General features: G+C 60.9%; 21 protein-coding genes. 7 read left to right on the top strand and 14 right to left on the bottom strand.

The annotated features are described in order from the left end of the window. Positions 1-308 precede the first annotated feature (308 nt). Positions 309-956, top strand: coding sequence for a hypothetical protein (locus MUM_RS0107315; protein WP_010168604.1), 648 nt, complete (start codon positions 309-311; stop codon positions 954-956). 68 nt (positions 957-1,024) lie between these two features. Here the strand turns inward: MUM_RS0107315 and MUM_RS0107310 are convergent, their stop codons facing one another. The 6 genes from MUM_RS0107310 to MUM_RS0107285 form a co-directional block, all read right to left on the bottom strand. Further along, entirely contained in the window at positions 1,025-2,572 is a 1,548-nt protein-coding gene (locus MUM_RS0107310) for a SulP family inorganic anion transporter (protein WP_010168603.1), read from the bottom strand. 85 nt (positions 2,573-2,657) lie between these two features. Then, positions 2,658-3,389, bottom strand: a complete 732-nt coding sequence (locus tag MUM_RS0107305; RefSeq protein WP_003214859.1) for a carbonic anhydrase — start codon at positions 3,387-3,389, stop codon at positions 2,658-2,660. 197 nt (positions 3,390-3,586) lie between these two features. Then, entirely contained in the window at positions 3,587-4,645 is a 1,059-nt protein-coding gene (locus tag MUM_RS0107300; protein ID WP_010168600.1) for a PA0069 family radical SAM protein, read from the bottom strand. A gap of 81 nt (positions 4,646-4,726) precedes the next feature. After that, positions 4,727-6,025 (bottom strand): cytochrome c, encoded by a 1,299-nt coding sequence (locus MUM_RS0107295; protein ID WP_010168598.1) that lies wholly within the window; start codon positions 6,023-6,025, stop codon positions 4,727-4,729. A gap of 12 nt (positions 6,026-6,037) precedes the next feature. After that, positions 6,038-7,822 (bottom strand): GMC family oxidoreductase, encoded by a 1,785-nt coding sequence (locus MUM_RS0107290; protein WP_010168596.1) that lies wholly within the window; start codon positions 7,820-7,822, stop codon positions 6,038-6,040. Positions 7,823-7,824: 2 nt separating this feature from the next. Beyond that, on the bottom strand, positions 7,825-8,565 hold the full coding sequence (locus tag MUM_RS0107285; RefSeq protein WP_010168594.1) for a gluconate 2-dehydrogenase subunit 3 family protein: 741 nt from the start codon (positions 8,563-8,565) through the stop codon (positions 7,825-7,827). 274 nt (positions 8,566-8,839) lie between these two features. Between MUM_RS0107285 and MUM_RS0107280 the strand changes: the two genes are divergently transcribed. After that, positions 8,840-9,526 (top strand): dual specificity protein phosphatase family protein, encoded by a 687-nt coding sequence (locus MUM_RS0107280; RefSeq protein WP_010168592.1) that lies wholly within the window; start codon positions 8,840-8,842, stop codon positions 9,524-9,526. A 27-nt stretch (positions 9,527-9,553) separates the two neighbouring features. On the opposite strand, the gene MUM_RS0107275 is transcribed toward MUM_RS0107280, so the two are convergent. Further along, a complete protein-coding gene (locus tag MUM_RS0107275) occupies positions 9,554-9,826 on the bottom strand; it encodes a YheV family putative zinc ribbon protein (protein ID WP_003214872.1) in 273 nt (90 codons plus the stop codon). Beyond that, on the bottom strand, positions 9,823-11,922 hold the full coding sequence (prlC, locus tag MUM_RS0107270; RefSeq protein WP_177324991.1) for an oligopeptidase A: 2,100 nt from the start codon (positions 11,920-11,922) through the stop codon (positions 9,823-9,825). The genes MUM_RS0107275 and prlC overlap by 4 nt, the downstream gene beginning before the upstream one ends. A 54-nt stretch (positions 11,923-11,976) precedes the next feature. Here prlC and MUM_RS0107265 point away from each other — a divergent pair, with 54 nt between their 5' ends. Then, positions 11,977-12,519, top strand: a complete 543-nt coding sequence (locus MUM_RS0107265; RefSeq protein WP_010168587.1) for a gamma carbonic anhydrase family protein — start codon at positions 11,977-11,979, stop codon at positions 12,517-12,519. 11 nt (positions 12,520-12,530) lie between these two features. Next, a complete protein-coding gene (locus MUM_RS0107260) occupies positions 12,531-13,181 on the top strand; it encodes an HAD family hydrolase (protein WP_010168585.1) in 651 nt (216 codons plus the stop codon). A gap of 3 nt (positions 13,182-13,184) precedes the next feature. Here MUM_RS0107260 and MUM_RS0107255 read toward each other — a convergent pair whose 3' ends face one another. After that, positions 13,185-14,231: an aminopeptidase gene (locus MUM_RS0107255; protein WP_029615793.1), complete on the bottom strand. Its 1,047-nt coding sequence runs from the start codon at positions 14,229-14,231 to the stop codon at positions 13,185-13,187. 142 nt (positions 14,232-14,373) lie between these two features. Between MUM_RS0107255 and MUM_RS0107250 the strand changes: the two genes are divergently transcribed. Beyond that, a complete protein-coding gene (locus tag MUM_RS0107250; protein ID WP_010168582.1) occupies positions 14,374-14,796 on the top strand; it encodes a PA0061/PA0062 family lipoprotein in 423 nt (140 codons plus the stop codon). Here the strand turns inward: MUM_RS0107250 and MUM_RS0107245 are convergent, their stop codons facing one another. Both MUM_RS0107245 and MUM_RS0107240 read right to left on the bottom strand, forming a co-directional pair. After that, complete coding sequence (locus MUM_RS0107245) at positions 14,797-15,036, bottom strand: DUF1161 domain-containing protein (protein ID WP_010168581.1); 240 nt, start codon at positions 15,034-15,036, stop codon at positions 14,797-14,799. Positions 15,037-15,149: 113 nt separating this feature from the next. Then, positions 15,150-15,581, bottom strand: coding sequence for an OsmC family protein (locus tag MUM_RS0107240; RefSeq protein ID WP_010168580.1), 432 nt, complete (start codon positions 15,579-15,581; stop codon positions 15,150-15,152). A gap of 215 nt (positions 15,582-15,796) precedes the next feature. Between MUM_RS0107240 and MUM_RS0107235 the strand changes: the two genes are divergently transcribed. Continuing rightward, positions 15,797-16,798 carry an LLM class flavin-dependent oxidoreductase gene (locus tag MUM_RS0107235; protein ID WP_010168579.1) on the top strand — a complete coding sequence of 334 codons (1,002 nt, stop codon included), beginning with the start codon at positions 15,797-15,799 and terminating at the stop codon, positions 16,796-16,798. Between the two features lie 59 nt (positions 16,799-16,857). On the opposite strand, the gene MUM_RS0107230 is transcribed toward MUM_RS0107235, so the two are convergent. Next, a complete protein-coding gene (locus MUM_RS0107230) occupies positions 16,858-17,085 on the bottom strand; it encodes a DUF1161 domain-containing protein (RefSeq protein ID WP_003214893.1) in 228 nt (75 codons plus the stop codon). Positions 17,086-17,203: 118 nt separating this feature from the next. Next, the gene (locus MUM_RS0107225) at positions 17,204-17,419 is read right to left on the bottom strand and encodes a dodecin (protein WP_005783406.1); all 216 of its coding nucleotides are present in this window, start codon (positions 17,417-17,419) and stop codon (positions 17,204-17,206) included. Positions 17,420-17,575: 156 nt separating this feature from the next. Here MUM_RS0107225 and MUM_RS0107220 point away from each other — a divergent pair, with 156 nt between their 5' ends. Next, entirely contained in the window at positions 17,576-17,902 is a 327-nt protein-coding gene (locus MUM_RS0107220) for a DUF883 family protein (RefSeq protein ID WP_003170746.1), read from the top strand. Here the strand turns inward: MUM_RS0107220 and MUM_RS0107215 are convergent. Then, positions 17,899-18,795 (bottom strand): LysR family transcriptional regulator, encoded by an 897-nt coding sequence (locus tag MUM_RS0107215; RefSeq protein ID WP_010168560.1) that lies wholly within the window; start codon positions 18,793-18,795, stop codon positions 17,899-17,901. The genes MUM_RS0107220 and MUM_RS0107215 overlap by 4 nt on opposite strands. Positions 18,796-18,823: the final 28 nt, after the last annotated feature.

The following is an 18,823-nucleotide window of genomic DNA, read 5'->3' as shown; positions in this document are numbered from 1 at the left end:
GCTTCCATACTGCTTACAACCGCCAAGCCTTGCCTGCTCATGCAGTCGGGCGTCATCAGCTAATTGCGTACAAAACCGAGTATAGACAGCGACCGCCACCCCGCAATGTGATCGGGCAAATGAACGAAAATGGACGAACCGACCACACAACAGGACCGATGGCGGGCGTTATCCGACGAACGATGGCGATTTGATATAACAGCAGTGCATAACCATGAAATAATTATGACAAATGCGTCTTAGGCTCTCGTATAAACGAGCTACCTTATGCTCTCCCTATTTCCTACGCCTGCATCACTGGAGCTTTCATGAACACCGCCGCATTGCGCGAGCAGATTTCCCGTGCCCATCAACACGAAACCAGCACTGGCCAGCTTGCTCAGCAGCTGGAAGTCCAGTTACCGCACCTGCACCCGGCGATCTCCCTGCCGGATGTCGACGCCAAGGGCGTGATGACGCGTTTTGTCAGCGCCTACATCGACCAGGTCCCGGATCTGCTGGACGCGGCCAACGATGTCGCCCGCGAAGCCGGTATTGAGAGCCAGATAAAACCGGTGCTGAAAATCGCCGAGCATTTCTTCCTGCAGCCTCCGGCGATCCTGGCCGGGCATGAAGGCCTGGACGGCTTGCTGGACGAGGCCTACCTGGCGCATCGCCTGGTGGAAGAGGTCAACGATCTGTATATCAAGCACTTCGGCCAGCCGTTGATTCCGCTGGATACCACCGTGGCGAACGTGATTGCTCACCAATTGATCGGCGAGACCTTTGCCAATCAGCTGGATGAAGCGGTGCACCACGCCGTGGACGAGATGCTCAACGAAGAGAGTTTTGCGCTGGAGTCGGTCGAAGCGTACCGCGACAAGCTCAAGAGCCCGGACACGGAAGCCGCCTGGAAGCGCTGGCCGTGCCTGTCGCGGCAGTTGGGCGTGGGGCTTGAGCTGGACCAGCCGGCGTAAATCTCCGGACTGACATAGATCCAATGTGGGAGCGGGCTTGCTCGCTCCCACATTTTGATCCGGTTTTGTCAGCCAATGGACGGCGCCGAACCTATCCCGGTCGTCGTCCTGACTCTGCCTTCCAACCTGCGTTTCAACCCCCGCGCCTCGATCACCAACGTCGAGCCCTTGGCCGCATTGGCGCGCCCCCATTCCTCCAGCAGCTCAAGGCAGGAATGGTCGATATAACTCAGGTTACTGAGGGGCACATGCACCGTCGTGCCGGCGGGTACCGTCGACAGCACCTGGGTCAACGCCGGCACCTTGAGAAAGGTCGCCGCGCCCGTCAAGCGCAACTCCATCTCGCCCTCCGGCGGCAGGTCGATCAGGCTTATCTTCAGGCGCGAAGCCTTGAACGCCAGCTTGACCAGCGTCAGCCCGAAGCCCACCAGCACGCCCGTCAGCAAGTCGGTAAAGATGATCGCCAGGGCCGTCGCCGCATAGGTAAACATCGGCATCCGGCCGTAACGCGCCAGGCCACGAAACGCCTTCATGTCCACCAACTTGATCCCGGTGTACACCAGGACACCCGCCAGGCTCGCCACTGGAATGCTTTGCAGCACACTGGACAGCAACAGCACGAACGCCAGCAGCCATAAACCGTGGAACATCGCCGACAACCGTGTGGTAGCGCCGGCCTGGACGTTGGCCGAACTGCGCACGATCACGCCGGTCATCGGCAGGGCGCCCACCAGGCCACACAGCATGTTGCCCACGCCTTGTGCCGACAATTCCTTGTCGAAGTCGGAACGTTGCCCGGCGTGCATACGGTCGACAGCCGCCGCCGACAGCAATGTTTCGGCGCTGGCGATAAACGCCACGGCGAACGCAGCGATCAACAGGTTGGGGTCCGCCAGGTTCAGCAAGTCGCTGGGGCGCAGCCAGTCGATGGCGTCCGCCAGGTTTTCCGGCACTTCCACCCGCTTGACCTGCAGCGCCAGCACCAGGCTGGCAACCGTTGCCAAGCCCACGCCGAGCAGCGCGCCCGGCACAAAGCGCAGCGTTTGCGGACGAAACTTATCCCACAGCCACATCACCAGAATCGTCGACAGCCCGAGCAAACCGGCCTGCCAACCGAGGCCGCCGCCGAGGGTAGGCATCGCCTGGACCAACGCCGCCGGAAAGCCGGCGAGGTTATCCAGCCCGGAAGGTTTGGGTGCACCGTCGAGCATCACGTGGACTTGCGACAGGACAATCAGCACCCCGATACCCGCCAGCATCCCGTACACCACCGCAGGCGCAGTGACGCGAAACCAACAGCCCAGACGCAAGCGCCCGGCCACCACTTGCAGGAAACCCGCCAGCAACAGAATGGGCCCGAGCATGGCCATGCCATGCTGGCGCACCAACTCGAACACCAACACCGCCAAACCCGCCGCAGGCCCGCTGACTTGCAGCGGCGACCCCGCCAACCAACCCACGACAAGACCACCGATGATCCCGGTGATCAGGCCTTTGGCTGGTGGCATCCCTGATGCGATCGCGATCCCCATGCACAGCGGCAGGGCAACCAGAAACACAACCACGGAGGCCAGCAGCTCCCGTGGCAGTACAGCTTTTAATTGAGCAGCACGCATGATGACTCTCCCGAGGCATTCGCCGGGCGTGGCAAGGCCTGGCTGCTCGAATGGCAGCCATCGCTTTACCCGACAGGGGATTTCTTTAGAAGCGCGCTTTAGGCGTCGCGGATGGGATCGGTTGGGTACCGTTCAGGGGCAGGAACGCTGCCTGATCCGCATCGTAGGCCCTGATTTCGCTGGTCTCGATGTCGTAGACCCAGCCATGGATAAACAGATGCCCGTTGGCCATGCGCGAAGCCACCGACGGGTGAGTGCGCAGGTGCTGCAACTGGGCAATCACGTTTTCCTCGGTGAGTACGTGCATGCTTTCGTGTTCGTTGGCGCAGTCACAGTTGTCCTGGACCATGGTCTTGGCGACCTCGGCGTGGCGCAGCCAGGCCTTTACCGTGGGCATTTTTTCCAGGCTTTGGGGGTTGAGCACTGCGCGCATGGCGCCGCAGTCGGAGTGGCCGCAAATGATGATGTGCTGCACGCCAAGGGCCAGTACCGCGTACTCGATGGCCGTGGAAACACCGCCGTTCATCTGCCCATAAGGCGGCACGACGTTGCCGACGTTACGGGTCACGAACAAATCCCCCGGGGAGCTGTGGGTGATCAGTTCGGGCACGATGCGCGAGTCGGCGCAAGTAATGAACATCGCCCGTGGGCTCTGGGCCGTGGCGAGTTTTTTGAAGAGCTCTTCCTGCTGCGGAAAGATCTCGTTATGGAAATGCAAAAAGCCTTCAACGATGTGCTGCAGCGCTGCATCGGCGGATTCCGCCTCGTGAGGGGCTGAAGCCGACGCAGCCAACGGCTGTTTATCCTTGTCACTCATGATTCATCCTCTTGGTTGGAGCAGGGGAGTTTTCCAGTGCGGTTGGCGCCCAAACCGGAGCGCCGACTCATTAGTCACTCGATGAACAAGGTACCCGCCGAAACTTAACTGAAACTGAATGAACCGCTCTAGATCGGGGCTTTCAGTGATATCAAAACGCGACTATTCCGACAGGAAAAGTACGCTTGCCCAGCAGTTTACAATAATGCCATCTGCCTGCCCGGTGGACAAAACGCCGTGCAATCCAGATTAAACCCTTCCCGGCGGTTGAGCCCCAATCGTTTGATCGCCTTGGCGAACCGTTGCGCCAACAGATCGGCAAACGGCCCTTCGCCGCGCATGCGTACACCGAAGCGGCTGTCGTAGACCTCACCGCCGCGCACCTGCCGCACCAGGCTCATCACATGGGCTGCCCGCTGCGGGTAATGGGCCGCCAGCCATTCCTCGAACAGTGGCGCCACTTCCAGCGGCAGGCGCAGCATCATGTACGCCGCGCTTTGTGCACCAGCGGCATGGGCTTCGGCCAGCAGGCTTTCCAGCTCGCTGTCGTTGATCATCGGGATCATCGGCGAACACAACACGCCGACCGGGATTCCCGCCTCGCGCATCACCCGAATCGCCCGCAGCCGGGCCTTGGGCGCAGCCGTGCGCGGCTCCAGGATACGCTTGAGCTCATCGTCCAGGCTGGTGAGGCTGATCATCACCGCCACCAGCCGCTGCTGCGCCAGCTCGGTCAGCAGGTCGAGGTCCCGCAGGATCAGCGAGCCCTTGGTAATGATCGTCACCGGATGGCGATAGCGCAGCAGCACTTCCAGGGTCTGCCGGGTGATCTTGTACTCGCGCTCGATAGGCTGGTACGGGTCGGTATTGGAGCCCAGGTTGATCGGCGCGCAGCTGTAGCCCGGCTTCGACAGTTGCTGCTCCAGCACGTCGGCGGCGTTGGTCTTGGCGATCAGCTTGGTTTCGAAGTCCAGCCCCGGCGACAGGTCCCAATACGCATGACTGGGCCGCGCATAGCAGTAGATACAACCATGCTCGCAGCCGCGATACGGGTTGATCGCCCGATCAAACGGGATATCCGGCGAGCTGTTGCGGGTGATGATGGTTTTCGCGGTTTCGATACGGACTTCGGTGCCCTGGGTCTGTGGCACTTCCTGATACCAGCCGTCGTCTTCCGCCACGCTGGCAGTGGGCGCGAAACGATTGTGCCGGTTGGTGGCCGTGCCGCGCCCGCGAGGCGGCAGAGGAGTGGACATGAAAGCGCCTCTATACTGTTTTTTTATACAGTATAGAGGCGCAGCGTTTCTGACCAGTGCCGTTGGGCGGTCGATGTCCAATCAGTGCTTGGAGGTCACCTGGCCAAGGTCATCGCCGGAGGTCGTCTGCATGTCATTCTTGCGCAGGTTCGCCACGTCGCTGGCTTTCACCGGCGCGCCTTTATTACCCCAACTGCCCCGAACGAAACTGACGACATCCGCCACCTCCTGGTCCGACAACCGCCAGGCAAACGCCGGCATGGTGAAGGTGGACGGCGCTGTGTGAGTCGCCGGCAACGTGCCGCCGTTCAACACGATGTTGATCAACGAGGTGGCATCCGCCGTCTGTAGCACCGGGTTGCCCGCCAGCGCCGGGAATACCCGGGTGTAGCCATGGCCGTCAGTGCGGTGACAGGCTGCACAGTTGTCGATGTATACCGAAGCCCCCGGCTTGCTGTCATCGCCCTTCCACAGCGCGTCGGCGACCTGCTTATCGTACTGGTGCGGCTGGTCCTTGGGATCCACCGCCGGCAGGCTCTTGAGATAACGGGCGATAGCCGTCAGGTCCTCTTCCGACATGTACTGCATGCTGTGTACTACAACGTCGCTCATGCCACCAAACACCGCACTGCGATCACTGCGCCCGGTCTTGAGGAATTGCACCAGTTGCTCCTCGCTCCAGCTACCCAGGCCGTCCTTGTGGTCGCCCCGCAGGCTCTTGGCAATCCAGCCTTCCAGCGGCGCACTGCCGGACAGGAAAGCGCTGCCATCCGACGCACTCAAGGATTTTTCCTGCATGGTCAGGGCCCGTGGCGTATGGCAGGCGCCACAGTGGCCGAGGCCTTCCACCAGATACGCGCCACGGCTGATCACCGGATCGGCGCCCGCCTGGGCCTTGTAGTCTTCGACCTTGGGCGCAAACATCCAGCGCCATCCGGCCAACGGCCAGCGCATGCTCAACGGCCAGGGAATGTCGCTGTCCTTGTTCACCTGCGCCACTGGCTCCACGCCCTTCATGAAGTACGCATACAGCGCCTGCATGTCGCTTTCGCTGACCCGCGCATAAGACGGGTAGGGCATCGCCGGGTAAAGGGTACTACCGTTCTTGGCGACGCCATGGCGCACGGCCTGGTCGAAGTCTTCGAAGCTGTAGTCGCCCAGGCCGGTTTTGTCCGGGGTGATGTTGGTGGAGTAGATAGTGCCGATCGGGGTTTCCATCGGCAGGCCACCGGCGAACGGCTTGCCCCCCTTGGCGGTGTGGCAGGCCACGCAGTCACCGGCGCGAGCCAGGTATTCACCCTGTTTGACCAGATCGGTTTCAGCCGCACTCACCGAGCAGCTGCTGAACAAGGCCAGGGACGCGATAACAAATGCTTTCATCGTCATCGCTCCTTATGCCTGAACCAGTGGGCCGGGGTTTTTCAGGTACTGCTCGCGAATCGCCCGCGCCGACCAGTAGGTCAGCGCCGCCACCAGGCCCGTAGGGTTGTAGCCCAAGCCTTGTGGGAACGCGGACGCGCCTGGGACAAACACGTTGTGCACGTCCCAGCACTGCAAGTAGCGGTTCAAGGCACTGGTTTTCGGGTCGGTGCCCATGATCGCGCCACCGTTGAGGTGGGTTGTCTGGTAGGCCGCGGTGTTGAAGTGCTCACCGACTTTTTTGCCCAACAAGGCGATCGCCTTGGGGTTCATCGCTTCGGCAATCTTGCTCATTTTGTCGACCATGAAGCGGTTCATCTTGATGTCGTTTTCCTGCCAGTCGAAGGTCATGCGCAGCAGCGGCAGGCCGTAGGCATCGCGGTAAACCGGGTCCAGATCGAGGTAGTTGCCACGGTAGGATTGATGGGCGCCGTGGGCATCCATCGACACCTGGTGGGTGTAGTAATCGGCGGTGGCGCGCTTCCAGGCACTGCCCCACGCCGGCGTGCCCGGCGGGTTGGACGTACCGGCAATCGGCCGGCTACCCGCCTGGTTGACCCACATCGGTGAGCCGCCCACAAAGCCGTGAGGCCCGTGGTCGAAGTTGTCGGCGTTGAAGTCATCGATCGCCACACCGTTGCCGCCGGCGCCGATGAAGTTGTTGGTGTACACGTCCTTGTCGAAGAACGCCTTGATGGTGGCCATGTTCTGATAGGCGAAGTTCCGGCCCACCACGCCCTCGCCGGAGATCGGGTCGTAGGGTTTGCCGATGCCCGACAGCAGCATCAGGCGTACGTTGTTGAACTGGAAGGACCCGAGGATCACCAGGTCTGCCGGCTGCTCGCACTCGCGGCCTTGGGCGTCGACGTACGTCACGCCGGTGGCCTTGCGCTTGGTGCTGTCGAGGTTGACCTTCAACACGTGGGAATTGGGCCGCAGTTCGAACTTGGGCTCCTGGCGCAAGGCCGGCAGGATGTTCACGTTCGGCGAAGCCTTGGAATACATGTAGCAGACATAGCCGCTGCAGAAACCACAGAAGTTGCACGGGCCCATTTGCGCGCCGTAGGGGTTGGTGTACGGCCCCGACGTATTCGCGGAAGGCAAGTTGTAGGGCTTGTAACCCACGGCGGTGGCGGCCTTCTGGAACAACTGTGCGGAGACGGTGTTCTTCTGCGACTCCAGCGGGAAATGATTCGAGCGATCCGGCGCGTAAGGGTTGCCCCCCTTGCCTTCGCCCACCAGTTGGCCTTTCACCGTCCAGGCTTGGCCGGAGGTGCCGAAGACTTTCTCGGCATAGTCGAAGAACGGCTCCAGCTCTTCATAGCTGACGCCGAAATCCTGGATGGTCATGTCCTTGGGAATGAAGTTTTTCCCGTAGCGCTCTTCGTAATGGCTGCGCATGCGCAACTCGATCGGGTCCACCCGAAAGTGCACGCCCGACCAATGCAGGCCGGCACCGCCGACGCCGTTGCCGGGCAGGAAAGCGCCCAGTTGGCGGTTGGGCATCGCCACATCATTCACGCTATGGCGAATGGTCACGGTTTCCTTGGAGATGTCCTGGAAGAGTTTTTTACGCACGCTGTAGGTCAGTTCGTCGATGACCTGGGGATAGTTGCCGTCAGGGTAGGTGTCCTGCATCGGGCCGCGCTCCAGCGCTACCACGTTGAGGCCTGCTTCCGTCAGCTCCTTGGCCATGATCGCGCCGGTCCAGCCGAAGCCGACGATCACTGCATCCACTTTCTTCATGATAGTCGCCACGTTTATGCCCTCTCGCCACGGATGGAAACAGCCGGGAAGGGGTATTGCTCGTTGCGTTCAACCCAATCCATGAAATCGGCGCGGGCGCCGGGGAAGCCGATCATGGTCCAGCCGACCATGCCTTTGTTACCACCGTGGACCGGGTCGCAGAAGAAACCTTCCTTGGTGTTTTGCAGCAACAGGTTGAAGAAAATCTTCGCCGGGACGCTGTCGAACTGCGCGTCGCCGGCCTCCAGACGCTGTAGCAATCTTTCCTGGGTAGCGCTGTCTTGCTCGGCAAATAGCTTACCGTTCATCGCCTTCGACCAGGCATCCGTGGCGGCGATGCCGAGGCGATAGATCTCCTTGGGCACCAATTTGCTCTGCCAACCCATTTCAGGCGGCGCGTCGGCGTTGAACGGGCCTTGCATGAACCACAGGGCACCCGCCGCGTAGGGCGTGTTCATCTGGCGGTCGATGTATTCCGGCGCGCCGGCTTCCAGGGCACCCGGGCCTTGGTCATCCGCCGGGATCAAGCGGGCCACGGCCGCGTTGATAAAGGCCCATTCCTCGACAGTGAAATAGCTCGGCTCATACGCCTGGGTGCTGACAGGCGCCTTTTCGGGGTTGGCTTGAACCGGCTCGGGAACGGCCATCAGCATCGAACCGCCCAGGCCCGTGCTGGCGACAGTGACCACGGGGATCAAGGTCAAGGATTTGCGCAAAAACTCACGCCGGGGGTTGTCTTGATCTTGATCAGACATGGTGGCACCTCATCATGTGGTCACGGATTTATCAGCCGCTTCATGGAGCGACTTATTAGTTTTGGCAGCAAATGGGATCCAAAGGACCCAAAGGGATAGAACACAGCAGCAATCAATAGTTACAAAGGATAGCAGGCTAAGGATCGAGGAGAATCGATTCAGCCGGAAAAAACAGCATGCGTTCACGATTCTTTGACGAGAGCCTCACGCGGCATTGACCCTCCTTGGGCGAATCTGGGCCCCATCAGCCCTTTCCTATTCGGTTACATCGCCCATGTTCAACCATCAATTGCTGCCCGCCCTCAGCCTGGCGTTCATGGCGCTGTTTACTACCTTCCACGCCCAGGCCGAAGAGCTCACGCCCATCCGGTCAGCGGAATGGGCCCAGCCGGTGGGCAACCAATACAACCTGTATCAAATGTCGCCCACCCTCTATCGCAGCGCACTGCCGGATAGCAGCGCCGTTCCGGTCCTGGAAAAGCTGAAGATCGGTACGGTGATCAATTTCCTGCCCGAATCCGACGGCAAGTGGCTGAAATCGACAGGCATCAAACAAGTCCAACTGACCTACCGCACCAATCATGTCGACGACAGCGACGTGCTGGCCGCGCTGCGCGCCATTCAGGACGCAGAAGGCAATGGCCCCGTGCTGATGCACTGCAAACACGGCTCCGATCGCACCGGCCTGATGGCGGCGATGTATCGGGTGGTGGTTCAGGGGTGGAGCAAGGAGGAGGCGCTGAGCGAAATGACCTTGGGAGGCTTTGGTGCAAGCAGCGGGTTTAAAGACGGCGTTCGCTACATGATGAAGGCCGATGTCGACAAGTTACGCACGGCACTGGCCAACGGTGAATGCAGCACCAGCGCGTTTGCACTGTGCTCGATGAAAAGCTGGCTGAATACCGCAGACACCGCCAAGGACGCTGCAGCCGAAAAAACAGCCTTGGTGATCACCCCCTGAGCCATCCGCTCAGGGGGCGTAGACCCGTCAGTCTTTTTTCAACTTCGGATTCGGGAAAAACTGCACCGCCTGCACCTTGGGATCCGGTGCTTTCAGTGCCGATGTGTTCACCCGCGTGCCCAATTCCTTGGGCACTGACAGACCTTGCTCATTGAGCGTGTCGGAATAACCGCAAGCCACGCATTCGCGGTGCGGCACGTCGTCCTCGCTCCACATCATCAACTTGTCCGGCTCGCTGCACGCCGGGCAGACAGCCCCGGCGATAAAGCGTTTTTTGGTTTTCACAGGTGCTTCACTCATGCTGCCGCGTCCTCACTCAGGCCGCTGTGGCGCAAGAGTGCGTCAATCGACGGCGCACGTCCGCGGAAATCGACGAACAGCACCATCGGCGCCTGGGAGCCACCACGGGCCAGAATCGCCTCGCGGAACGCCCGGCCTGTCTCGGCGTTGAGCACGCCGTCTTCTTCGAACTTGGAGAAGGCATCGGCCGACAGCACTTCCGCCCACTTGTAGCTGTAGTAACCCGCCGCGTAACCGCCGGCAAAGATGTGCGCAAAGCTGTTGGGGAAGCGGTTGTAGGCCGGCGGACGCATCACCGACACCTCGTCACGCACGCCTTCAAGCACCTGCAGCACACTGCGGCCATCGCCGTGGGTGGCGTGCAGCTCAAAATCGAACAACGAGAATTCCAGCTGGCGCACCATCATCAGGCCGGACTGGAAGTTCTTTGCTGCGAGCATTTTTTCCAGCAGGTCCTGAGGCAGCGGCTCGCCGGTTTCGTAGTGACCGGAAATCAGCGCCAGGCCTTCCGGCTCCCAGCACCAGTTCTCCATGAACTGGCTCGGCAACTCCACCGCATCCCAGGCCACGCCGTTGATGCCAGACACGCCAGCGTGTTCAACGCGGGTCAACAGGTGGTGCAGGCCGTGGCCGAATTCGTGGAACAGCGTGGTCACTTCATCGTGGGTCAGCAGGGCAGGTTTGCCGCTGTCCGCCGGGGTGAAGTTGCACACCAGGTTGGCCACCGGGCTTTGCAGCACGCCATTGAGGGTGCGGCGGCGGTCACGGGCACCGTCCATCCAGGCACCGCCACGCTTGTTGGCGCGGGCGTACAGGTCAAAGAAGAAGCGGCCGACGTGTTGGCCGTTTTCCTTGATTTCGAACAGGCGAACGTCCGGGTGCCAGGTGTCGAAGCCTTTCTGTTCGGCGATCTCGATGCCGTACAGGCGCTGCACGATGGCGAACAGGCCGCTGAGCACCTTGTCGATCGGGAAGTAGGCGCGCAGGGCTTCCTGGGCCACGCTGTAGCGTTGTTCACGCAGCTTTTCGCCGTAGAAACCGCTGTCCCAGCTTTGCAGGTCCGGGCAGCCTTGTTCGGCGGCGTAGGCCTTGAGCTGTTGCAGGTCCTGGGTGGCGAACGGCTTGCTGCGCTTGGCCAGGTCCCGCAGGAAGCTCAGCACCTGGTCGCTGGACTCGGCCATTTTGGTGGCCAGGCTCAGCTCGGAAAACGAGGCGAAGCCCAGCAGCTGTGCCAGCTCCTGACGCAGGTCGAGGATCTGTTCCATGACCGGGCCGTTATCGTTCTGACCGGCATTCGGGCCCTGGTCCGACGCACGGGTGCAGTAGGCCGCGTAGATTTCTTCACGCAGGGCGCGGTCGTGGGCGTAGGTCATCACCGCGTAGTAGCTCGGGAACTCCAGGGTGATCAGCCAGCCGTCGAGGCCCTTGGCCTGGGCGGCGGCGGCCATTTGGGCCTTGGCCGAATCAGTCAGGCCGGCGAGGGTCGCTTCGTCAGTGACGTGTTTGGTCCAGGCCTGGGTGGCGTCGAGCAATTGGTTGGAGAACTTGCTGCCCAGCTCGGAGAGTTTGCTCTGCACTTCGGCATAACGTTTTTGCTGCTCAGGCGGCAAATCGATACCCGACAGGCGGAAGTCCCGCAGCGAGTGTTCCAGAATGGTTTTTTGCGCCACGTCGAAGCCGGCGGCTTCCGGGCTGTTGGCCAAAGCTTCGAAGGCCTGGAACAGCTCGCGGTTCTGGCCCATCTCGGTGGAGTAGGCGCTCAGTGCCGGCAGGCACGCCTCGTAGGCTTCGCGCATTTCGGCGCTGTTGCACACGGCATTCAGGTGGCTGACCGGGCTCCAGGCTGCGCCCAGGCGGTCATTGAGTTCGTCCATGGCCAGGACCAGCCCGGCCCAGGTCGGATTTTTACCCTGGCTTTGCAGGATGCCTTCGATTGCGACGCGGTTGTCGGCGAGGATCTGTTCAATGGCCGGCTGTACGTGCTCGGCACGGATCGCCGAGAACGGCGGCAGGTCGTAGGACTGCAGAAGAGGGTTGTTCGCGCTCACGGTTGGCACCTTGGCTGAAGAAACATGTAAGAACAAAGATGGGGCCATCTTAATTACAATCAACGCCCACCGCAGCTATCAGCAGAAGAGAGAGAGCCTATCGTGACCCTTCGCACCTACCAGAATCACACGCCGGCCTTGGCCGCCGGGGCTTTCGTCGATGCATCGGCGGTGGTGATCGGCGACGTCGAAATCGGCGCCGACAGCTCGGTATGGCCGCTGACGGTGATCCGCGGCGACATGCACCGCATCCGCATCGGTGCGCGCACCAGCGTGCAGGACGGCTGCGTGCTGCACATTACCCACGCAGGGCCCTTCAATCCTGATGGCTTCCCGCTGCTGATCGGTGACGACGTGACCATCGCCCACAAGGTCATGTTGCATGGCTGCACGGTGGGCAGCCGGATCCTGATCGGCATGGGCAGCATTGTGATGGACGGCGCCGTGGTGGAAGACGAAGTCATCATCGGTGCCGGCAGCCTGGTGCCGCCGGGCAAGAAACTCGAAAGCGGTTTTTTGTATGTGGGCAGCCCGGTTAAACAAATCCGCCCGCTGACTGACAAGGAACGGGCGTTTTTCACCTACAGCGCCGCGAACTACGTGAAGCTCAAAGACCTGCACCTGGCCGAAGGCTTCGACCAATGACAAGGACCCCCATGCATTACCAAACCGTTTTGTTCGACCTGGACGGCACCCTCACCGACCCGCGCGAAGGCATCACCCGTTCGATCCAGTACGCCCTCGCCAAACTGGGCATTGATGAGCCGGACCTGACCAAACTCGAACACTTCATCGGCCCGCCACTGCTGCAAGCCTTCATGCAGTTCTACGGCTTCGACGAGGCCAAGGCCTGGGAAGCGGTGAATTTTTACCGCGAGCGCTTCAAAGTCACCGGCCTGTACGAAAACCGCGTGTTTGACGGCGTGATGCCGCTGCTGGAGGCGCTGAACGGCCAGGGTCGCCAGCTGTATGTGGCCACGTCCAAGCCTTGGGTGTTTGCCCGGGAGATCGCCCGGCACTTTGATTTTGCCCGGCATTTCAAGGTGATCTACGGCAGCGAGCTGGACGGCACCCGCACCAACAAGGTCGAGCTGATCGCCCACCTGATGGCTGAAGAAGGCCTGGACGCGGCCAGCACCTTGATGATTGGCGACCGCAAGCACGACCTGATCGGCGCCCGCAGCAATGGGCTGGATTCGGCGGCGGTAGGTTATGGGTTTGGCAGCCATGAAGAGCTGAGCGCCGAGGCGCCTACCTGGCATTTCGAAACATTGGCTGAGATGCATCAGGCGTTTTTGCAACGCTGATGCCTAGGGGTTCTGCGCGGCCTCCAGCCGCGCAAGGGCCGCCTTGCGCTGATCCACCGGCAACCCGCCCAGCTTCTCCACCGCGACAAAAAACTTCGCCCAATCCCCGCCTTCCTGCCGGAACAATGCGGCGAACGCCGGCACCCACTGGTCATACAGGCCAAACGGCAACAACCTTGCGTTGTTCATCGGCAAGTTCATCCAGGCGTCGTAGCGCTTGTCACCACCCCACTGGCTATCACGCATTTGCCGGTAGTCACTGCGCAGGCGCTCGAATTCGGCCGCCTTGGCCTGGCGCATGGCATCGGCTGCCAGCGGCTGCGCATACAGCTGCTCCAGGCGCTTGCGGGTGTCGAGCACCAGCCGAGTGAATTGGTCGCGCTGTTTCAACGCCGACTCGCTGGCCGGCGGCAAACCCCGTGCTGCGCGCCATTGGCGAGTGCCTTCCTGCTCGACAAAGGTGGCATACGACTCGTTGAACTCGGTGTCGTCCTTCACATAAAACCGCTGGTGCGCCAGCTCATGGAAAATCAGCGTGGCCAGGCGCTCGTCGCCCCAGTTCATCATCGAATTCATGATCGGGTCGTTAAACCAACCGAGGGTGGAATAGGCCTCGACGCCGCCAATCGACACGTCCATGCCTTGCTGCTTCAACAACGCCGCCTGGCCGCGCGCGGCACCCTGGTTGTAATAACCGCGATAGGCCACGCAGCCGGCAATCGGGAAGCAGTGGGTCTGGGGCGAGAGGGAAAATTCAGGCGTGGCGAAGACGTTCCAGACCACGTACTGGCGGCCGATATCGGCATACAAGCGGTAACTCTGGTTATCCGGCAGGTGCAGGTGCTCGCTCGCGAACGTGCGGGCTTTCTGCGACTGCGCCAGATGCTCACGCAGCACCTGCGGGCGGGACGGGTCGGCGATGACCGTGGAGACCGGCTCCCGGGCCCGCAGCAATTGCCATTGGCCGTCTGCCAGTTGGCTGTAATAGCTGACGCTGGAACAGCCACTGAGCCACAACAGCATCAACCCGGGAAGTAAACGCCTGACCATTCCAACCTCTCACCGGTAATCATCCCGCCAGACTATCTCGCCTGTGGGGAATTTTTCCATGGCGTGGCGTGTTTATACTCATAGGGAGTCTGCTGCCGAATGCAGCCGCTCGAAAAATCATTCCTACAGTTGAGTGCTTAACATGCGTCAGCTACTGCTTCCCGTCGCCGCGATTTTTCTCAGTGCCTGCGCGTCGACGCCGCTCCCTGCGGTTGACCCGCAGCAAGCCTGGGTCGACTTCGCCACCCCGACACCCGGTGCCAAGCTGGTGATGGCGCAACGCCTGGACGGGAAGAACCTGAACGACGGGCGCTTCTTCCAGGTGCCGCCAGGCAGCCATGAATTGATGGTGCGCTTTGATTTCGAGGTGCCTACCGGCGGAAGCTTCGGCGGGTTTGGCCAAACCACTGACCGCACCTGCTTCATGACCCTGCAATACGAGCGTTTCGAGGCAGGCCAGCGTTATCGCCTGGAAGGGCGGTCACTGGGCTACAACCCGAATATCCGGCTGTACAACAAAGCGGGTCAGTTGCTGGCGGAAGAACGTAGCGTCAACTGCATCTGATCAGTCGTTGTTCTTCTGGTAGAGGATGCGCTTGGTTCCGTTCTCACAAGAGCCGACGATCATGGCGCTGTCATGATTTTTGGCCTCTTCGGCGGTAATGATTTCCAGGGTGTAGGACGGAATCGCTTTGGCCTGGATGTTAACCTCGATCTCTTTCCTCAGCTCTTCACAGTCTTTCGGCGCGGCCAGGGCTGATGTGGCCAGCGCACCGCAGATAACCGCCAAGGCAATACGTTTCATGTGTGAAGCTCCCTGAATGCACGCGCACGGGTGTGCGCTAAGTCTGCAATCGGCTATTCGACCACACTTGCACCTGCAGGAGCGAGCAAGCTCACCCCTGCAAGGGGGCTGGATCAACTAACGAGGGTGCCATCCAGGGTGATGGTTGCATTCAACACCTTGGACACCGGGCATCCTTCCTTGGCCTTTTTGCTCAGTTCATCGAACTGCGCCTGGCTGGCGCCCGGGATCTTCGCCTTGAGGATCAAGTGCACCGCAGTGATCGCAAAGCCACCGTCCACCTGGTCCAGGGTCACTTCGGCCTGGGTGTCGATGCTGTCGGCCTTGAGCCCGGCGTCGCCGAGAATCATGGAGAAGGCCATGGAGAAACAGCCGGCATGGGCCGCGCCGATCAGTTCTTCAGGGTTGGTGCCCTTACCGCCTTCGAAACGGGCCTTGAAGCCGTAGGGCGCTTCGCGCAGCACGCCGGTCTCCGTGGAGATGGAACCCAGGCCAGTCTTCAGGTCGCCTTCCCAATGCGCGGATGCTTTTTTAACGATACTCATAGCGGTCTCCTCGAACGGTGGTTTTGCGTCAGTAAGGGTTCTGAGGATAGACGCCCCGGCAAAGTTCATCTTGTCGGAGAAACCTAGCGATTAAGTAGGAAATTTCACAGTCGCTATTGAATCTCGGGTATATGCCCTCATTGCATAGACATGCACATGAAGCGGCAGGTTTTGGCTCGACATAAAACCTGCGGCCCCCTTGGAGAAGCAGGCTTATGAAACCGCTGTCCGACGTAAAATTCTCGACCCTCGACCTTGTGCCCGTGCGCGCCAACGGCAGTCCGGCACAGTCGCTGCGCAATTCCCTGGACCTGGCCCAGCACGTGGAAAAATTTGGCTACAACCGTTTCTGGGTGGCCGAACACCACAATATGGACGGCATCGCCAGTTCGGCGACCTCGGTTTTGCTGGGTTACCTGGCCGGCGGCACCTCGACGATCCGCGTTGGCTCCGGCGGCGTGATGCTGCCCAACCATGCGCCGCTGGTGATCGCCGAGCAGTTCGGCACCCTCGAAAGCCTCTACCCGGGCCGCATCGACCTCGGCCTTGGCCGCGCACCAGGCTCCGACCAGATGACCGCCCGCGCGCTGCGCCGTGAACGCTCCGGCAGCGCTGATGATTTCCCGGAAGACGTAGCAGAACTGATGGCCTACCTCGGCCCGCGCACCCCGGACCAGCGTGTGATCGCCGTACCCGGCACCGGCACCAATGTGCCTGTGTGGCTGCTGGGTTCGAGCCTGTTCAGTGCGCAACTGGCGGGCGAGCGCGGTTTGCCTTACGCCTTTGCCTCACATTTCGCACCGCGCCTGATGCATGAGGCGATTCGCGTCTATCGCAACCACTTCAAGCCTTCAGCCGTGCTGGACAAGCCCTACGTGATGCTCGGCATCCCGCTGGTGGCCGCCGACACCGATGAGCAAGCCGATTACCTGGCCACCTCGGTTTACCAGCGAATCCTCGCGCTGATGCGTGGGCAAAGCCTGGTGCAGCGCCCGCCGGTCAAGACCATGGACGGCTTGTGGCTGCCCCATGAGAAAGACGCCGTGGGCAGTTTCCTTGGTCTGGCGATGGTTGGCAGCCCGCAGAAGATCCGCGCCAAGCTGGAGGTGTTGGTCGAGCAGACCGGCGCTGATGAGCTGATCTTTACCTGCGACCTGTACGAGCACGCCGACCGGATTCATTCCTACGAGCTGCTGGCGCAGGTCATGAAGGGCTAAACCGCAGGCATAAAAAAACCGACGCACTTGCGTCGGTTTTTTACGTCTGCAACACGGGATCACCCGCGCTTGTAGGCGATTTCCTTGGTACCGGCTTCACAGCTGCCGACAACCGTGTGGTCACTAGGTGCAGCACCTTTGTCCACGATTTCCAGGGAGTAGCCCGAAGCGCCTTTAGCGTCGATTTTCGCCGCAATCTCGCTTTTCAGCTCTTCACAAGGCTTGCCCGCCGCCAGGGCTGTGCCCGCAATACTCAACAAACCTACCGCCAACAAAAAGTTCTTCATCCGTCACTTTCCTTGGGTTGATCGAAAGGAAGCATGCCGACGCTCGTCACGTCGGCATGCCTAAAGGTTGTAGCGGAGTTTATGGCAATCGGCCAGCGCGCAAGTTCAACCGGCGGGATCAACTACTGGCAATTCGGAACCCCACCTTGAGGGTGACCTGGAAGTGCGCGGCCTTGCCGTCCTTGATGTGGCCACGGGTTTCGGTCACTTCAAACCACTCCAAGTGCTTGATGCTCTTGTTGGCTTCAGCCAGGGCGTTATTGATGGCGTCCTCGATGCTTGTCGTGGAAGAGCCCACCAGTTCGACTTTCTTGTAGGTGTGATGATCACTCATAAGGTTTTTCTCCTGGATGGTTTATGAAGCCTAGCAGTGAATTCTCGTACTGCTTCTGGCGACCATTCCCACGCGAAAGTTCAGATTTACTGCACTTTCTGAAACCGCCGCAGTCGGAAACAACACACGCCACTCAATCACTCCAGGAGAGCCCACATGGCCAACACCTCTTTACGCAAAGCGTCATTGGAAAGCATGGAAGCCGAGATTTCGAGCCTGCTCAAATCTCTGGAAAGCCTCAAGGACGATGCGTCTGACGAGTCGCGCAAAACCCTGAAGGCCCTGAAAAGCAATGCCGAGAATGCCCTCAAGCATTCCCGTCACCTGATCAGCGATGCTTACGAAGAAAGCAAAGTCAAAATCCGCGAAACCGGTGTTGCAACACGGGACTACGCGCAAGAGCACCCATGGACTACCGCTGGCGTCGCCGTCGGTGCGCTGGGCCTGCTGGCTGCTTACTTGCTGTGCAAACGCGGTGACTAAACGTCCTGGCGCCCAAGCTCAGCCTTGAGCCACTGCGCCAGTTGCCGGGCGCGCCCATCCGCGGCGCGCTTGGGTAGCCACAACGCCAGTTGCGCCGGGGTTTCACTGAAACCCCACGGCGCAACCAGGCGGCCCGCTCGCAGGTCCTCTGCCACCAGCGGCTGCGGCGCAATCGCCACTCCCAGCCCTGCCACCGCCGCTTCCAGCAAATAATACAAATGCTCAAAACCCTGGCCGTACTTCAACGCTCCGGCGTCGATCCCGTGGTGCTGCGCCCAGCTGGGCCAGGCTTGAGGGCGTGAGGTAGTGTGCAACAAGGCTTCATTCTGCAGCGCCTCGGCAGGCGCGTGGCGCAACCGTTCGTAGTGGGCAAAACGCGGGCTCATGACCGGGCCGATGCGCTCGCTGGCCAATTCGTACACCTGCATGTCCGCCGGCCACGGCGGCTCGGCGAACACCAACAACGCATCCAGCCCCGGGCGGCGCGGGTCGAGGTCACCTTCGCCCGCCGACAGGTGCAGGCGCAAATCCGGCAACTCGGCATTCAGGCGGCCCAAGCGGGGAATAAACCAGCGCGCCAGCAGACTCCCGGAGCAGCCGAGCACAAACGGCGCGTCGGCGCTGCTTTGCGTGAGCTCTGCGCAGGTATCCCGCAAACGTTCGAAGGCCTCGAAGCTGGCGTCCCGCAGGCGGACACCGGCATCTGTGAGTTTGAGGCCGCGCCCGTCCTTGACGAACAGGCTGACGCCCAGGTGCTCTTCCAGCACCTTGAGCTGCCGGCTGACCGCGCCATGGGTGACGTGCAGTTGCTCGGCAGCCTGGCTGACGCTGTTCAAGCGTGCCGTCGCCTCAAAAGCGCGCAAGGCATTCAGTGGGGGAAGGTCTCGGCTCATCTGTGAGTTTTCCTGACAGGTTGTGGCG

The sequence above is a fragment of the Pseudomonas sp. PAMC 25886 genome (assembly GCF_000242655.1).
In the GTDB taxonomy this organism is placed as follows: domain Bacteria; phylum Pseudomonadota; class Gammaproteobacteria; order Pseudomonadales; family Pseudomonadaceae; genus Aquipseudomonas.
Note: the sequence above shows the minus strand (reverse complement) of the source record. Positions and strands in the feature narration are given on the sequence as shown.

Excerpts from the sequence above, each read along its gene's own strand:
- MUM_RS0107315 (WP_010168604.1), top strand. The coding sequence starts at position 309 with ATGAACACCGCCGCATTGCGCGAGCAGATTTCCCGTGCCCATCAACAC.
- MUM_RS0107310 (WP_010168603.1), bottom strand. The coding sequence starts at position 2,572 with ATGCGTGCTGCTCAATTAAAAGCTGTACTGCCACGGGAGCTGCTGGCC.
- MUM_RS0107305 (WP_003214859.1), bottom strand. The coding sequence starts at position 3,389 with ATGAGTGACAAGGATAAACAGCCGTTGGCTGCGTCGGCTTCAGCCCCT.
- MUM_RS0107300 (WP_010168600.1), bottom strand. The coding sequence starts at position 4,645 with ATGTCCACTCCTCTGCCGCCTCGCGGGCGCGGCACGGCCACCAACCGG.
- MUM_RS0107295 (WP_010168598.1), bottom strand. The coding sequence starts at position 6,025 with ATGAAAGCATTTGTTATCGCGTCCCTGGCCTTGTTCAGCAGCTGCTCG.
- MUM_RS0107285 (WP_010168594.1), bottom strand. The coding sequence starts at position 8,565 with ATGTCTGATCAAGATCAAGACAACCCCCGGCGTGAGTTTTTGCGCAAA.
- MUM_RS0107280 (WP_010168592.1), top strand. The coding sequence starts at position 8,840 with ATGTTCAACCATCAATTGCTGCCCGCCCTCAGCCTGGCGTTCATGGCG.
- MUM_RS0107275 (WP_003214872.1), bottom strand. The coding sequence starts at position 9,826 with ATGAGTGAAGCACCTGTGAAAACCAAAAAACGCTTTATCGCCGGGGCT.
- prlC (WP_177324991.1), bottom strand. The coding sequence starts at position 11,922 with ATGGCCCCATCTTTGTTCTTACATGTTTCTTCAGCCAAGGTGCCAACC.
- MUM_RS0107260 (WP_010168585.1), top strand. The coding sequence starts at position 12,531 with ATGCATTACCAAACCGTTTTGTTCGACCTGGACGGCACCCTCACCGAC.
- MUM_RS0107255 (WP_029615793.1), bottom strand. The coding sequence starts at position 14,231 with ATGGTCAGGCGTTTACTTCCCGGGTTGATGCTGTTGTGGCTCAGTGGC.
- MUM_RS0107250 (WP_010168582.1), top strand. The coding sequence starts at position 14,374 with ATGCGTCAGCTACTGCTTCCCGTCGCCGCGATTTTTCTCAGTGCCTGC.
- MUM_RS0107245 (WP_010168581.1), bottom strand. The coding sequence starts at position 15,036 with ATGAAACGTATTGCCTTGGCGGTTATCTGCGGTGCGCTGGCCACATCA.
- MUM_RS0107240 (WP_010168580.1), bottom strand. The coding sequence starts at position 15,581 with ATGAGTATCGTTAAAAAAGCATCCGCGCATTGGGAAGGCGACCTGAAG.
- MUM_RS0107235 (WP_010168579.1), top strand. The coding sequence starts at position 15,797 with ATGAAACCGCTGTCCGACGTAAAATTCTCGACCCTCGACCTTGTGCCC.
- MUM_RS0107230 (WP_003214893.1), bottom strand. The coding sequence starts at position 17,085 with ATGAAGAACTTTTTGTTGGCGGTAGGTTTGTTGAGTATTGCGGGCACA.
- MUM_RS0107225 (WP_005783406.1), bottom strand. The coding sequence starts at position 17,419 with ATGAGTGATCATCACACCTACAAGAAAGTCGAACTGGTGGGCTCTTCC.
- MUM_RS0107220 (WP_003170746.1), top strand. The coding sequence starts at position 17,576 with ATGGCCAACACCTCTTTACGCAAAGCGTCATTGGAAAGCATGGAAGCC.
- MUM_RS0107215 (WP_010168560.1), bottom strand. The coding sequence starts at position 18,795 with ATGAGCCGAGACCTTCCCCCACTGAATGCCTTGCGCGCTTTTGAGGCG.